This is a genomic window from Actinomadura opuntiae (assembly GCF_030283205.1).
In the GTDB taxonomy this organism is placed as follows: domain Bacteria; phylum Actinomycetota; class Actinomycetes; order Streptosporangiales; family Streptosporangiaceae; genus Spirillospora.
Map to the genome: position 1 here is coordinate 20,520 of NZ_JASNWF010000004.1, position 12,842 is coordinate 33,361.

Below are 12,842 nucleotides of genomic sequence, written 5' to 3' on the forward strand. Positions count from 1 at the left end.
CCGGCCGCGCAGCCTCACCGCACCAGGTACCGCCCCCGCCATTCGGGACGGTACGGGGCCGCCGGCAGCGCCGCGACGCGCGCCTCCCCGTTCACCGGGAGCGTGCTGGCGGCCAGCCGCTGCGTCGCGTAGGCGACGCCGTCGACGTTGGTGTCCAGCAGCTTCAGGTCGACGTTCTTCATCCGGTCGCACCTGGCGTGGTAGCACGGGTCGTACGCCTTGCCGGCCGTCCCGCCGTACGCCTTGGCCTCCGCGGCCGTCTTGACGCCCTCCGCGCCGGTCTCGATGCCGCCCGCCGGGATGCCCTTCTCCACGAACGGCCCGTAGTCCGAGCGCCCGTCGAACGGGCTCTGGGTCACCGGCAGGTGCCGTCCGGCGAAGTACTCCCGGAAGATCTTCTCGATCGCGCCGGACCCGGCCGGCGGGACGGTGCCGATGCGCGAGGAGTGGTCGCCGTCGTAGACCGCTCGGGTGCCGTTCGGCGACCCCAACATGTCGAAGTTCAGGTTCAGTGCGATCGCGCGCCGGTCCGCGGCGCTCAGCGTCCGGACGTAGTGCGTGGACCCCATGAGGCCCTCTTCCTCTGCGCCCCACCAGGCGAAGCGCACCCGGTTGCGCAGGTCACCGGCGGGCAGCTTGCGGATCTTCTCCGCGACCGCCAGCAGCGCCGCCGCACCCGTCGCGTTGTCGTTGATCCCCGGCCCCTCGGGGACGCTGTCGAGGTGCGCGCCCGCCACGACCACGTTGCCGGCCCGGCCCCGCGCGGTGTCGGCGATGACGTTGCTCGCCGACCGCTTGCCGTGCACGGTGTCGGTCCGCACCCGCAGCGTCAGGCCGCCCTTCTTCGCGGCCTTCGCCAGCTCCGCTCCCACCTTGGCGGACGGGCCCACCACCGGGATCGGCGCGACCTTCTCCGCCGTCCCGTTCACCGGGCCCTTCTCGCCCGGCTTGTTGAAGATCACCGCGGCGGCGGCGCCCGCCGCCCGCGCCCGCGCGACCTTCGTGGAGAACGCGCACGTCCCGCGCTGCATCAGCGCGATCGAGCCCTTGCGGAAGCCCGCGAAGTCGCCGCTCTCGCAGCCGCTCGTCCCCTCGCCGGAGGCGGGCAGGTCCACCGCCGCCACCGGCGCGGTCACGTCCCCGGCGCCCGAGTAGGCGAACGTCAGGAAGTCCGTGCCCACCTTGTAGGACGCCCTGGACGGCGCCGTCCGCGCCAGCGACGGCGCCGAGCGCTCCCGCCAGTACGGGAACGTGAACCGCTGCACCTTCGGCGTGTACCCGGCCTTCCGCAGCCGGCCCTCGACGTACCGGACCGACACCTGGAAGCCCTGCCCGCCGACCGCGCGGTTCCCGCCGTTGTAGTCGGCGATCTCCTGGAACGCGGCCAGATGGCGCCGGACGTCCTTCAGGGTGACCAGCGCCGCCAGGTCCGGACCCGCCGGCGCGCCGGGAACGGCGGCGGCCTGCGCCCCCGGGACGACGGCGGCCGACAGCGCCACGGCGGCGCCGGTGAAGAGCTTGCGCACGTGCACTCCTGCGGAGACGGGAAGGAGCCTGACCAGGGCCGATCATGAACTCGGCGCCCGCCCGCCGCAAGGATCGCCGGAGCGACCCGGCCGTTTCGATACCGCGGCCTTACCGTCCGCACGCCAACGCGCGGCTCGGCCGTCCCGTCCGGGCCGCGGCGCGGGACGGATCACTCCGGCGGGTGCACGTCCACCGGGAAGCCCGGCGGCGCCGCCTCCAGCCAGGCCAGGAACCCGGTCAGCGCCGCCGCGCCCATCGCCAGCTCCACCACGCGCGCGCCGTCGCGCACCTCGATCACGCTCACGTCCGGCAGCAGCCCGTCCGCCTCGTCCGGCCCGGGCGCCCGCCGGTTGGACACGACGAGGCCCCGGCGGTGGATCACCTGCCGGGGCCTTCTGCGGAAGCCGAAGACGCGGTGCCAGTGCAGCTCGTCGCCCCGGTACCGGCCGATACCGAGGCGCCACACCCCCGGCGCGGCGTCCGGGCCGGCGCCCTCGCCGGGCAGGGTGCGCAGGCTGCACTCCACGGTGCCGCCGCCGCGCACGAACAGCCAGCGGCGCACGGCCATCGTCACGAAGACGAGCGCGACCACCAGGACGAACCCGGCGAGCACCCCGCCCGCGTCAAGTGCCAGGTGCCCGCCCAAGTCCCCCCGCCGTTCGCTCGATGCGAAAAACTAGACCTCGATGCCCGCCGCGCGCAGCCGCGCCCGGGCCCGCCGCTCCGGCGTCGCGTCCTCGCCGTCGCCGGACAGCGCGCTCTCCAGCGCCTGCCGGGCCTCCTGGACGTCGATCTCGTCGCCGATCTCGGCCTGCTCGGCCAGGATCGCGACCTCGTCGCCCGCGACGGAGAAGAACCCGCTGCCGACCATCGCGCTGACCCGCTCGCCGCCGTCGGCCGGCTCGATGGTCACCACGCTGCCGTCCAGCAGCACGCCGAGCACCGGGGCGTGGCCCGGCAGGATGCCGAGCGAGCCCTCGATGGTCTGCGCGACCACCGTCCTGGCCTCGCCGGACCAGATCTCGCGCTCCGGCGAGACCAGGCCGACCTTCAGGGTTGCCACGTCTGTTTCCTCCGAATACTGGAGCGGTTCCGGCGGGGCGCCGGACGCGTCGTCCGGGCGCCCCGCCGGAGCGGACTACTTCTCCAGCTCCCTGGCCTTCTTCTCGACGTCCTCGATGCCGCCGCACATGAAGAACGCCTGCTCGGGCAGGTGGTCGTACTTGCCCTCGGCCAGCGCCTTGAACGAGGCGATCGTCTCGTCCTTCGGCACCGTCACGCCGGGCTGGCCGGTGAACTGCTCGGCCACGTACATCGGGTGCGACAGGAAGCGCTCGATGCGCCGCGCCCGCTGCACGGTGACCTTGTCCTCCTCCGACAGCTCGTCGATGCCGAGGATCGCGATGATGTCCTGCAGCTCCTTGTACTTCTGCAGGATCCGGATCACCTCCTGGGCGACCTCGTAGTGCTCGTTCCCCAGGATCTGCGGGTCCATGATCCGCGAGGTGGAGTCGAGCGGGTCCACCGCCGGGAAGATGCCCTTCTCGGAGATGCTCCGCGACAGCGTGGTCGTCGCGTCCAGGTGCGCGAACGTGGTGTGCGGCGCCGGGTCGGTGATGTCGTCGGCGGGCACGTAGATCGCCTGCATCGAGGTGATCGAGTGACCGCGCGTCGAGGTGATCCGCTCCTGCAGCACGCCCATCTCGTCCGCCAGCGTCGGCTGGTACCCCACCGCGGACGGCATGCGCCCGAGCAGCGTGGAGACCTCCGAGCCGGCCTGGGTGAACCGGAAGATGTTGTCGATGAACAGCAGCACGTCCTGGTTCTGGACGTCGCGGAAGTACTCCGCCATCGTCAGCGCGCCCAGCGCGACGCGCAGCCGGGTGCCCGGCGGCTCGTCCATCTGGCCGAACACCAGGGCGGTGTCCTTCAGGACGTCCGCCTCGTCCATCTCCACCCAGAGGTCGTTGCCCTCGCGGGTGCGCTCGCCCACGCCGGCGAACACCGAGGTGCCGCCGAAGTTGCGGGCGACGCGGCGGATCATCTCCTGGATGAGGACGGTCTTGCCCACACCCGCGCCGCCGAACAGGCCGATCTTGCCGCCCTTGACGTACGGGCACAGCAGGTCGATGACCTTGATGCCGGTCTCCAGCATCTCCGTCCGGGACTCCAGCTGGTCGAACGCCGGCGCCTTGCGGTGGATGCCCCAGCGCTCGCTGATCTCCAGCGAGGCGGTCGGGACGTCCAGCGCCTCGCCGAGGGCGTTCCACACGTGCCCCTTGGTGATGTCGCCCACCGGCACCGCGATCGACTCACCGCTGTCGGTCACCGCGGCGCCGCGGACCAGTCCGTCCGTCGGCTGCATCGAGATGCACCTGACCATGTTGTCGCCCAGGTGCTGGGCGACCTCGAACGTCAGGGTCTTCTCCTCGCCGCCCAGCGTGACCTGCACGTTGAGGGCGTTGTAGATGTCCGGGATGGCGTCGGCGGGGAACTCCACGTCGACGACCGGGCCGATGACGCGTGCGACGCGCCCGGTCGCGGTCGCCGTCTCTACCTGTGCAGTCATTGTCACTCCCCGCCAGACTCGGCGAGCGCGTCAGCGCCACCGACGATCTCGCTGATTTCCTGGGTGATCGCGGCCTGCCGCGCCTGGTTCATCTGGCGCGTGTAGACCCCGAGCAGTTCATTGGCATTGTCGGTCGCCGACTTCATCGCCCGCCGCACCGACGCCTGGAACGACGCCGCCGACTGCAGCAGCATGTGGAAGATGCGGCTCTCGACGTAGTTGGGCAGCAGCAGGTCCAGCGCGGCCTGCGCGGACGGCTCGAACTCGTAGGTCGGCAGGACCTGGCCGTCGCCGTCGCCCTCGGCGACCTCCAGCGGCATCAGCCGCCGGACCTGGACCTTCTGCGTCAGCATCGAGACGAACTCGGTGTAGACGACGTGGATCTCCCCGACCCCGCCCTCGGCGTCGGTCTTGAGGAAGTCCTCGGTCAGCCGCCGCCCGATCCGCTCGGCGTCGGCGAAGCCGGGGCGGTCGCTGAACCCGTGCCAGGTCTCGGCCACCTCCCGGTCCCGGAACCGGTACCAGGTGATGCCCTTGTTGCCGACCACGTACGGGACCGGCTCGCGGCCCTGCTCGCGCAGCGCGGTGATCAGCGACTCGGCCTCGCGGATGACGTTGGCGTTGTAGGCGCCGCAGAACCCGCGGTCGGAGGTGATGATCAGCACCGCGCTGCGGTTGTCGGTCGGCTGCTCGTGCAGCAGCGGGTGGTCGATCCCGACGCGGTGGCTCACCAGCGCGGACAGGGCCTGGGTGATCCGGTCGGCGTACGGCTTGGAGGCCGCCACCGCCGCCTGGGCCTTGACGATCCGCGACGTGGCGATCATCTCCTGGGCGCGCGTGATCTTGGCGGTCGACTTCACCGTCTTGATCTGCTGCCGGAGTTGACGAAGCTGTGCGGCCATCGCCGTCAGCCCTTCTTGACGCGGGTGATCGTCTCCTGCTCGACGGCCTCGTCCTCGATCGCCTCGGCGGACTCCTCCGCGCCCAGCAGGTCGCCCTCGCTGGTCTGGAAGCCCTTCTTGAACTCCGTGATGGTGCTCTTGAGGCTGGTGAGGTCGTCGTCGGTCAGCTTGCCGGTCTCCCGGATCGAGGTCAGCAGGCCCGCGTCCTCGCGCTCGACGTAGTCGAGGAACTCGCGCTCGAAGCGGCGGATGTCGGCGACCGGGACGTCGTCCAGCTCACCGGACGTGCCCGCCCACACCGACACGACCTCCTGCTCCACCGGGAACGGCGAGCCCTGCGGCTGCTTGAGCAGCTCGACCAGGCGGGCGCCGCGCTCCAGCTGCGCGCGCGACGCGGCGTCCAGGTCGGACGCGAACGCGGCGAACGCCTCCAGGTCGCGGAACTGCGACAGCGCCAGGCGCAGCGTGCCGGCGACGGTCTTCATCGCCTTGATCTGCGCCGAGCCGCCGACCCGGGACACCGAGATACCGACGTTGATCGCCGGCCGGACGCCCTGGTTGAACAGGTCGGTCTCCAGGAAGCACTGCCCGTCGGTGATCGAGATGACGTTGGTCGGGATGTAGGCCGACACGTCGTTGCCCTTGGTCTCGATGATCGGCAGACCCGTCATCGAACCGGCGCCCAGGTCGTCCGACAGCTTCGCGCAGCGCTCCAGCAGCCGCGAGTGCAGGTAGAACACGTCGCCCGGGTAGGCCTCGCGGCCCGGCGGGCGGCGCAGCAGCAGCGACACCGCGCGGTAGGCCTCGGCCTGCTTCGACAGGTCGTCGAAGACGATCAGGACGTGCTTGCCCTGGTACATCCAGTGCTGCCCGATCGCGGACCCGGTGTAGGGGGCGATGTACTTGTAGCCCGCCGGCTCCGACGCGGGAGCCGCCACGATCGTGGTGTACTCCAGCGCGCCGGCCTCCTCCAGGGAGCGCCGGACGTTGGCGATCGTGGAGCCCTTCTGGCCGACCGCGACGTAGATGCAGCGCACCTGCCGCTTCGGGTCGCCGGACTCCCACGCCTCCTTCTGGTTGATGATGGTGTCCACGCAGACCGTCGTCTTGCCGGTCTGCCGGTCACCGATGATCAGCTGGCGCTGGCCGCGGCCGATCGGCGTCATCGCGTCGACGGCCTTGATGCCGGTCTGCAGCGGCTCGCCGACCGACTGCCGCTGCACGACGCTCGGGGCCTGCAGTTCCAGCGCGCGGCGCTCGGTGCTCTCGATGGGGCCCTTGCCGTCCAGCGGGTTGCCCAGCGCGTCCACGACGCGGCCGAGGAAGGCGTCGCCGACCGGGGCCGAGAGGACCTCTCCGGTGCGGCGGACCTTCTGGCCCTCCTCGATCTTGCTGAAGTCGCCGAGGACAACGGCGCCGATCTCGCGCACGTCCAGGTTCAGAGCCAGGCCACGGGTACCGTCCTCGAACTCAAGGAGTTCGTTCGCCATCGCGGAGGGCAGGCCCTCGATGTGGGCGATACCGTCGCCCGAATCGACGACGGTGCCGACCTCTTCGCGCGCGGCGGCCTCGGGCTCGTACGACTGGACGAAGCGCTCCAGCGCGTTCCGGATCTCATCCGGACGGATCGTCAGCTCCGCCATGATTCCTCTCTTGCTCCCTTGGGATCAGCTCGGCCGGCGTCAGCCGGTGCCGAGCCGCCGGCGGACGTCGTCCAGCCGCCCGGCGATCGTGCCGTCGATGATCTCGTCCCCGATCTCGATCGACAGGCCGCCGATCGCCGTGGGGTCCAGTTCGATGTTCAGGTGTACTTCGTGGCCGTAGGCGGCGGCGAGCACCGCGGCGAGCCGGGTGCGCTGCGCGTCGGTCAGCGCGACCGGGGTGCGCACCAGCGCGACCAGCCGCTGCCGCCGCTGGGCGACGATCCGGCCGTACTCGGCCAGCCCGCTCTCCAGGCTACGTCCTCGCGGGCGCAGCACCAGCTCGGTGACCAGGGCCAGCGTGGCCGGCTGGACCTTGCCGTCCAGCAGCGCCGTGACCAGGCCCTCCTTGCGGTCGGCGGGCAGGCCGGGGCCGGCCAGCGCGCCGCGCAGCTCGACCTCGCCCTCGACGACCCGGGAGAACCGGAACAGCTCGTCCTCCAGGTCGTCGAGCCGGCCCGCGGCCTCGGCCCGGGCGGACTCGGCGGTGACCGCGAGGGCCTCCACCGCGTCCGACAGCTCCGAGGGGGTGGACCAGCGCATCCGGACGACGTCGGCGACCAGCCCGAGAGCGGCCGGCGACACCTTGCCCTCCAGCAGGATCCGGACGAGCTGCGCCTTGTCCGCGCCGTCCCGCGCCGGGTCGGAGACCGCCCGCCGCAGGCCGTGCTCGCGGTCGATCAGGTGCAGCACCGAGAACAGGTCGCCGCCGAGCCCGTCGAGGTCCGGTCCGGCGGAGGCGATGACGGCCTCCAGCCGGTCCCTGGCCTCGGCCAGCGACGCCCTGCTCACCGCTCCCGTGACGGTCATGATGTGATCTGCTCCTGCGTGCGGGCGCGCTCCTCGAGTTCCTCGAGGAACCGGTCGACCACCCGGCTCTGGCGGGCGTCGTCCTCCAGGGACTCGCCCACCACGCGGGAGGCCAGCTCCACCGACATCGAGCCGATCTCGGCGCGCAGCGAGGTCAGCGCCTGGCGGCGCTCGGCCTCGATCTGCGCCTTGGCGGCGTCGATGATCCGGCGCGCCTCGGCCTGGGCCTGCTCCTTCATCTCGGCGATGATCTGAGCGCCCTGCTCCTCGGCCTTCTTGCGCAGCTTGGACGCCTCGATCGCGGCGTCCTTCTGCTGGGCCTTGTACTGCTCGAGCGTCTGGCGGGCCTCCTCCTGCGCCTGCTCGGCGCGCTTGAGGCCCCCCTCGATCGCGTCGGTCCGCTCCTCCAGCGTCTGCTGGATGCGCGGGGTGAGGATCTTGCCGATGACGACCAGCACGACGACGAACGAGAAGATGCCGACGACCAGCTCGTACGGGTGCGGGACGAGAGGGTTGTTCTCCTCCGCCGCAAGGACGGAAGCTGCTGTGATCATGTCTGCAGCCCTTCCTCAGGTGGCAGGGTGGGTCAGACGCTCTTGAAGATGAACGGCGCGACCAGGCCGATCAGGGCGAGCGCCTCGGTGAGGACGAAGCCCAGCATCATGTTGGTGCGGATGACGCCGGTCAGCTCCGGCTGGCGGGCGATCGCGTTGACGCCCTGGCCGAAGATGATGCCGATGCCGATGCCCGGGCCGATGGCAGCGAGGCCGTAACCGATCGCGGTGACGTTACCGTCGACGGCGGCGAGGACTCCCGTCATGGGTTCTTTCCTTTTCTGTCGGCCGGCGGAGTGTCCGCCGGTCTGGGCTGGAGCGAGGTTGTCGGTTTCGGGCCGGGCGCCGGGGGGCACCTCCGACCCGGAGGGCTAGTGTTCCGCCTCGAGGCCGCTCTGGATGTACATGGCGGCCAGCATGGCGAACAGGAAGGCCTGCAGGAACTGGATCAGCAGCTCGAAGGCGGTCATCACGATCGTGACGAGGACGCCGACGATGCCGACGCCGAACCCGGCGACGGTGGGCTTCTCGAACAGGAACCAGAAGCCGACGAGGCTGAAGAACGCGAGGATGGTGTGGCCGGCGAACATGTTGGCGAACAGCCGCACCGCGTGCGTGAAGGGCGCCAGGATGAAGGTCGAGAGGTACTCGATCGGCACCAGCAGGATGTACATCGGCTTCGGCAGGCCCTTGGGGAGCATGTCGGTGAAGTACCGGGCGCCCTGGTGCTTGATGCCGAGGTAGACCTTCAGGCAGTACACGAAGATCGCGAGCACGATCGGGAACGCGATGTGCGAGGCGATCGGGAACTGGATGATCGGGATGACCGAGAAGATGTTCCAGACCCACACCAGGAAGAACAGCGACATCAGCAGCGGCATCCACCGCTCGGTGTTCTTGCCGAGGAACGGGCGCGCGATCTGGTCGCGGACGAAGATGTAGCCGACCTCGCCGATGTTCTGCATGCCCCGCGGCACGAGCTTCGGCTTGGCGAACGCACTCCAGAAGAACGCGCAGATCAGCAGGGCGCCGACGACCGCGAACAGCACCGGCTTGGTCAGCCAGCCCGGGGCACCGGAGAACAGGGGTGGGAAGTCGAAGATCTCAGGCCCCGGGGCCTGGAACTCCTCCCCACCGGAGGAGGCGAGGACCGTCAGCGCGTTCACGCGGCGTTCCCTTCGTCAATGTGGTGATGTTTCACGTAGGCTTCCTCGGCGGCGGGGCCGCTCAGGAGGAGTGGCGACCGTACTGCACGTAGACCAGGTAGACGGCGAGCGCGACACCGACGACCAGCCCGATCGGGATCAGCCACGCCCACCCGGTCCACCAGGACAGCAGCCACCCGATCCCGCCCCAGATGATCATGCCGGACAGGAGGTAGCTGGGCACGGACCAGGCGACGTCGGCGAATTCCCGCTGCCCGTCCTCGGGCCGGCGCTTCTGCTCGCTCATCGCGCTCCGGACGATAGCAGGCCATGCCTGCGGTGGTCATATTGGAGTAGTCCGCCAGGACCGTGCGCCGCGCGGACATCACGGACTCCGGTCCAGGGCGCCTTCGGGCTCGTCAATGTAGGGCCGGCGCTGCAGGGCGACCCGGAACTCGGCGGCGATCCAGCACAGGGCCAGCGCGATCACCGCCCAGCCGAACACCTTGGTGTTCCAGACCGACACCCCGTCCATGGCCGTGACCAGCACCATCACCGCGAGGATCTTCACCATGTAGCTGGCCAGCGCGGCCAGCATCATCGTCTGGGCGGAGATCCTCCCGGCCCAGGAGACCGCGACCGCGCTGATGGAGAAGAAGGCGAGCACCACGACGGTGGCCAGCGCCGCCGCCAGCGCGCCCTTGCCGCCCGCCGTCAGCAGGCCGATCAGGACGGCGCCCACCCCGACCGCCCCGGTCGGGATCGCGGCGCCGCGGAGGATCCGGGCGTCGGAAGATTGCATGAGGGCTCCACCTGGTCACGTTCAGTGGTCGTCTCTTGTTCGTGAAAGGTATCACAAGCGTCCGGAATGTCCACAATTACCCTAGAGGTAACGCCGTGCCCGGCCGAGGTCCGGACCCGGAGTCGCGCTCGCACCACGGACCTTAACCCAGGTCAGGGCGCCCGATCCGGGGAACGGCCGGGACGCGCCGCAGGCCGCGGGCCCTGGCGGACACGAGGCGTGAACACGTGCGAGGGGGTCGTCGGACCCTACCCGAGCCCCGCTCGCTCCACACCGGTAATCCGAATGGTATTCGACGGCGTGTGGTACACCGTCCCGGCCCGGGGTGGCGCTCGTCACCGGCCCCGGACGGGCGTTCGCGCAGGCCGCCGACCGGAACGGGCGGCCGGACGCGGGGCGGGGGTCAGAGCGGGCGGCCGGAGGCGGGCGGTGGGTCAGACCGGGAGCCGCGGGCGGGCGGCGGGCTGCTGCCCGGTGTCGCCCGGCTCCGCCGCCGCGCCGCGCCGCCGGCCGCGCGGCCGGCCGAACCGCAGCATCAGCAGCACCCCGACGATCGCGGTCACCAGCGTCACCCCGAGGGTGATCCACGCGGCGTTGAACAGCGCCAGCCCGACCAGCCCGGACGCCAGCAGCCCCACCCAGAAGTACATGATCAGCACGGCGCGGCGGGTAGAGTGGCCGAGCTTCAGCAGCCGGTGGTGCAGGTGCTGCTTGTCCGGCGAGAACGGCGACTTGCCCTGGTTGGTGCGGCGCCAGACCGCGAGCAGCATGTCCATGAACGGGACCGCGGCCACCGCCGGCACCAGCAGCAGCGGCACGTACAGCGGGAACAGCCCGTTGGCCAGCACCGCCGGGTCGAACTGCCCGGTCAGCAGGATGGTCGACGCGCTGAGCAGCAGCCCGATCAGCATCGAGCCGGTGTCCCCCATGAAGATCTTCGCGGGGCTGAAGTTGTGCGGCAGGAAGCCCAGGCACATCCCGAACAGCACGGCCGCGGTGAGCGTCGCCCCGCTCAGCGTGGTCATCCCGTTGGACTTGGTCAGCAGGTAGGCGTAGCCGAACAGGCCGAGCGCGGCGATCCCGACGACCCCGGCGGCCAGCCCGTCCAGCCCGTCGATGAAGTTCACCGCGTTGATCGTGGCGACCACGATGAGCACCGTCAGCGGCACCCCGTAAGCGGGCGGCAGCGACAGCGACTCCCCGCTCGGCAGCGGGATCGCGTAGATCTGGATGCCCTGCATGATGAAGATCCCGGCGGCCGCGACCTGCCCGGCGAACTTGGTGAGCGGGTCGACCTCCCACCGGTCGTCGGCGATCCCGACCAGCACGATCAGCCCGCCCGACATCAGCAGCGCCTTGCCCGCGCTGATGTCGCCGTTGGCCAGCACCTTGCGCATCTCCGGCAGCCCGGACGCGACCACCAGCGCGGCCACCATCCCGCCGAACATCGCCAGCCCGCCCAGCCGCGGCGTCGGAATCACGTGCACGTCCCGGTCGCGGGGCACGGCCTGCGCGCCGAACCAGACGGCGAACCGGCGCACCGCCGGCGTCAGCAGATAGGCGACCAGGGCGGCGACCAGGATGGTGAGCAGGTACTCCCGCAACTCCCCCGCGCCTCCCTTCGCCGATCACCGCCGTCCGCGACCGCCCCGCCGGCGATCACCACTGGCCCATGCCCCGAATGAACGCCCCGTCACCCGGACGAGGTTCCCGACCGGGTAAGACGTCCGTCCGGGGCGATCGGTTCGCCGTCGCGACCGACCAACTCTAGTCCCATCGGACCCCATCCGCCGCATATCGCGCCGTCCCGGACTTCCGGCCGCACACCACGGCCGCGCCCGCGATCACGAACGCCAGGCCCGCGAGGGTCCGGTCCCCCAGCGAGAACGCCCACGGGCCGCGGGCCAGCACGTCGTCGGCGGCGTCCGAGACGACCAGCAGCGCGCCCGCCGCCGCCAGCGCCGCGCCCACCGGCCGGGGCGGCACCGGCCCGCGCGCCGCCAGCACCACCGCGGCCAGCGCCAGCGCCAGCGCCGCGGTGCCCAGCCAGGTGCCCGCCCAGTGGGGCCGCGCGTAGTGCGGCGGCGCGACCGCGATCGCGTGCTTCGGCAGCCGGACCCGGACGGTCATCCCCTCGTGCGGGGCGAGCGCGCTCTGCGCGAAGTCCACCGCGTAGCGCCCGTCGCGGTGGCCCAGACAGCGCGTCGTCGCGCCCCGGCTGCCCGCCCGGCACGTCGCGTGCCGCAGCGGGACAGGCGACTCGACCCGGACGACGGCGTCGCCGATCGGCACGCCCCAGCTCGTCCCGATCGCGTCCCAGACCAGCTCGTCGTGGTCGGCGTACGGGGTGAACGCCCAGCCCACGGCGTACTCGATCACGTACGCCTGGCGGCCGCGCACCTCGCGGTGCCGGTCGCCGACGGTGATCTGCAGGTCGTTCAGCAGCCGCATCGTCCGGGCGCGGGCGGGCGCGCCGGTCGAGGAGCCCGCGCTGACGTCCCGGACGTCGTACAGCCGGTTCGCGCGGCGGAACGGCACGCGCCGGACGATCCCGTGCTCGCCGCCCTCGTCGAAGTCGTAGGTGATCGTCTCGCGGACGTAGACCACCCCGTCGCGGCCGAGGGTGAGGACCACGTCGTAGGTCGGGATGCTCTCGGTGGGCAGCGGCCCGCCCGCCGCGTCCGCCGCCATGGCGGGCAGCGCGAACACGACGATCACCAGCAGCACGCCCGCGGCGAACGCGGGCCCCCGGACACGGCCACGCATCTAAGAGAACTTATTGCAGCACTCCCGGCGCCAGGCGGTGAACCGCTCGTTCCTTACCCTGCCGCCA

General features: G+C 71.3%; 14 protein-coding genes. All 14 read right to left on the reverse strand.

Annotated elements, in window-relative coordinates:
• Positions 1–14 precede the first annotated feature (14 nt).
• Entirely contained in the window at positions 15–1,526 is a 1,512-nt protein-coding gene (locus tag QP089_RS08985) for a M28 family peptidase (protein WP_285910940.1), read from the reverse strand.
• 170 nt (positions 1,527–1,696) lie between these two features.
• Complete coding sequence (locus QP089_RS08990) at positions 1,697–2,173, reverse strand: DUF2550 domain-containing protein (RefSeq protein ID WP_285910941.1); 477 nt, start codon at positions 2,171–2,173, stop codon at positions 1,697–1,699.
• A gap of 30 nt (positions 2,174–2,203) precedes the next feature.
• Positions 2,204–2,590: a F0F1 ATP synthase subunit epsilon gene (locus tag QP089_RS08995; RefSeq protein WP_285910942.1), complete on the reverse strand. Its 387-nt coding sequence runs from the start codon at positions 2,588–2,590 to the stop codon at positions 2,204–2,206.
• 75 nt (positions 2,591–2,665) lie between these two features.
• Entirely contained in the window at positions 2,666–4,096 is a 1,431-nt protein-coding gene (atpD, locus tag QP089_RS09000; RefSeq protein WP_285910943.1) for a F0F1 ATP synthase subunit beta, read from the reverse strand.
• A 2-nt stretch (positions 4,097–4,098) separates the two neighbouring features.
• The gene (locus QP089_RS09005; protein ID WP_285910944.1) at positions 4,099–4,998 is read right to left on the reverse strand and encodes a F0F1 ATP synthase subunit gamma; all 900 of its coding nucleotides are present in this window, start codon (positions 4,996–4,998) and stop codon (positions 4,099–4,101) included.
• 5 nt (positions 4,999–5,003) lie between these two features.
• Positions 5,004–6,641 (reverse strand): F0F1 ATP synthase subunit alpha, encoded by a 1,638-nt coding sequence (atpA, locus tag QP089_RS09010; protein WP_285910946.1) that lies wholly within the window; start codon positions 6,639–6,641, stop codon positions 5,004–5,006.
• Positions 6,642–6,680: 39 nt separating this feature from the next.
• On the reverse strand, positions 6,681–7,508 hold the full coding sequence (locus QP089_RS09015) for a F0F1 ATP synthase subunit delta (RefSeq protein ID WP_285910947.1): 828 nt from the start codon (positions 7,506–7,508) through the stop codon (positions 6,681–6,683).
• A complete protein-coding gene (locus QP089_RS09020) occupies positions 7,505–8,062 on the reverse strand; it encodes a F0F1 ATP synthase subunit B (protein ID WP_285910948.1) in 558 nt (185 codons plus the stop codon). Before QP089_RS09020 ends, QP089_RS09015 begins: the two co-directional genes overlap by 4 nt.
• 32 nt (positions 8,063–8,094) lie before the next feature.
• The gene (gene atpE / locus QP089_RS09025; RefSeq protein ID WP_285910949.1) at positions 8,095–8,328 is read right to left on the reverse strand and encodes an ATP synthase F0 subunit C; all 234 of its coding nucleotides are present in this window, start codon (positions 8,326–8,328) and stop codon (positions 8,095–8,097) included.
• Between the two features lie 105 nt (positions 8,329–8,433).
• Positions 8,434–9,228 (reverse strand): F0F1 ATP synthase subunit A, encoded by a 795-nt coding sequence (gene atpB / locus QP089_RS09030; RefSeq protein WP_285910950.1) that lies wholly within the window; start codon positions 9,226–9,228, stop codon positions 8,434–8,436.
• 61 nt (positions 9,229–9,289) lie between these two features.
• Entirely contained in the window at positions 9,290–9,514 is a 225-nt protein-coding gene (locus QP089_RS09035) for an AtpZ/AtpI family protein (protein WP_285910951.1), read from the reverse strand.
• A 78-nt stretch (positions 9,515–9,592) separates the two neighbouring features.
• Complete coding sequence (locus QP089_RS09040) at positions 9,593–10,009, reverse strand: Cg1360 family ATP-synthase-associated protein (RefSeq protein ID WP_285910952.1); 417 nt, start codon at positions 10,007–10,009, stop codon at positions 9,593–9,595.
• A gap of 434 nt (positions 10,010–10,443) precedes the next feature.
• On the reverse strand, positions 10,444–11,613 hold the full coding sequence (locus QP089_RS09045; RefSeq protein WP_285910953.1) for a glycosyltransferase family 4 protein: 1,170 nt from the start codon (positions 11,611–11,613) through the stop codon (positions 10,444–10,446).
• Positions 11,614–11,776: 163 nt separating this feature from the next.
• On the reverse strand, positions 11,777–12,775 hold the full coding sequence (locus tag QP089_RS09050; protein WP_285910954.1) for a DUF2207 domain-containing protein: 999 nt from the start codon (positions 12,773–12,775) through the stop codon (positions 11,777–11,779).
• Positions 12,776–12,842: the final 67 nt, after the last annotated feature.

What these genes read in the sequence shown, in the direction of transcription:
- atpD (WP_285910943.1), bottom strand. Translation starts at nt 4,096, where the DNA reads ATGACTGCACAGGTAGAGACGGCGACCGCGACCGGGCGCGTCGCACGC.
- QP089_RS09005 (WP_285910944.1), bottom strand. Translation starts at nt 4,998, where the DNA reads ATGGCCGCACAGCTTCGTCAACTCCGGCAGCAGATCAAGACGGTGAAG.
- atpA (WP_285910946.1), bottom strand. Translation starts at nt 6,641, where the DNA reads ATGGCGGAGCTGACGATCCGTCCGGATGAGATCCGGAACGCGCTGGAG.
- QP089_RS09015 (WP_285910947.1), bottom strand. Translation starts at nt 7,508, where the DNA reads ATGACCGTCACGGGAGCGGTGAGCAGGGCGTCGCTGGCCGAGGCCAGG.
- QP089_RS09020 (WP_285910948.1), bottom strand. Translation starts at nt 8,062, where the DNA reads ATGATCACAGCAGCTTCCGTCCTTGCGGCGGAGGAGAACAACCCTCTC.
- atpE (WP_285910949.1), bottom strand. Translation starts at nt 8,328, where the DNA reads ATGACGGGAGTCCTCGCCGCCGTCGACGGTAACGTCACCGCGATCGGT.
- QP089_RS09035 (WP_285910951.1), bottom strand. Translation starts at nt 9,514, where the DNA reads ATGAGCGAGCAGAAGCGCCGGCCCGAGGACGGGCAGCGGGAATTCGCC.
- QP089_RS09040 (WP_285910952.1), bottom strand. Translation starts at nt 10,009, where the DNA reads ATGCAATCTTCCGACGCCCGGATCCTCCGCGGCGCCGCGATCCCGACC.
- QP089_RS09050 (WP_285910954.1), bottom strand. Translation starts at nt 12,775, where the DNA reads ATGCGTGGCCGTGTCCGGGGGCCCGCGTTCGCCGCGGGCGTGCTGCTG.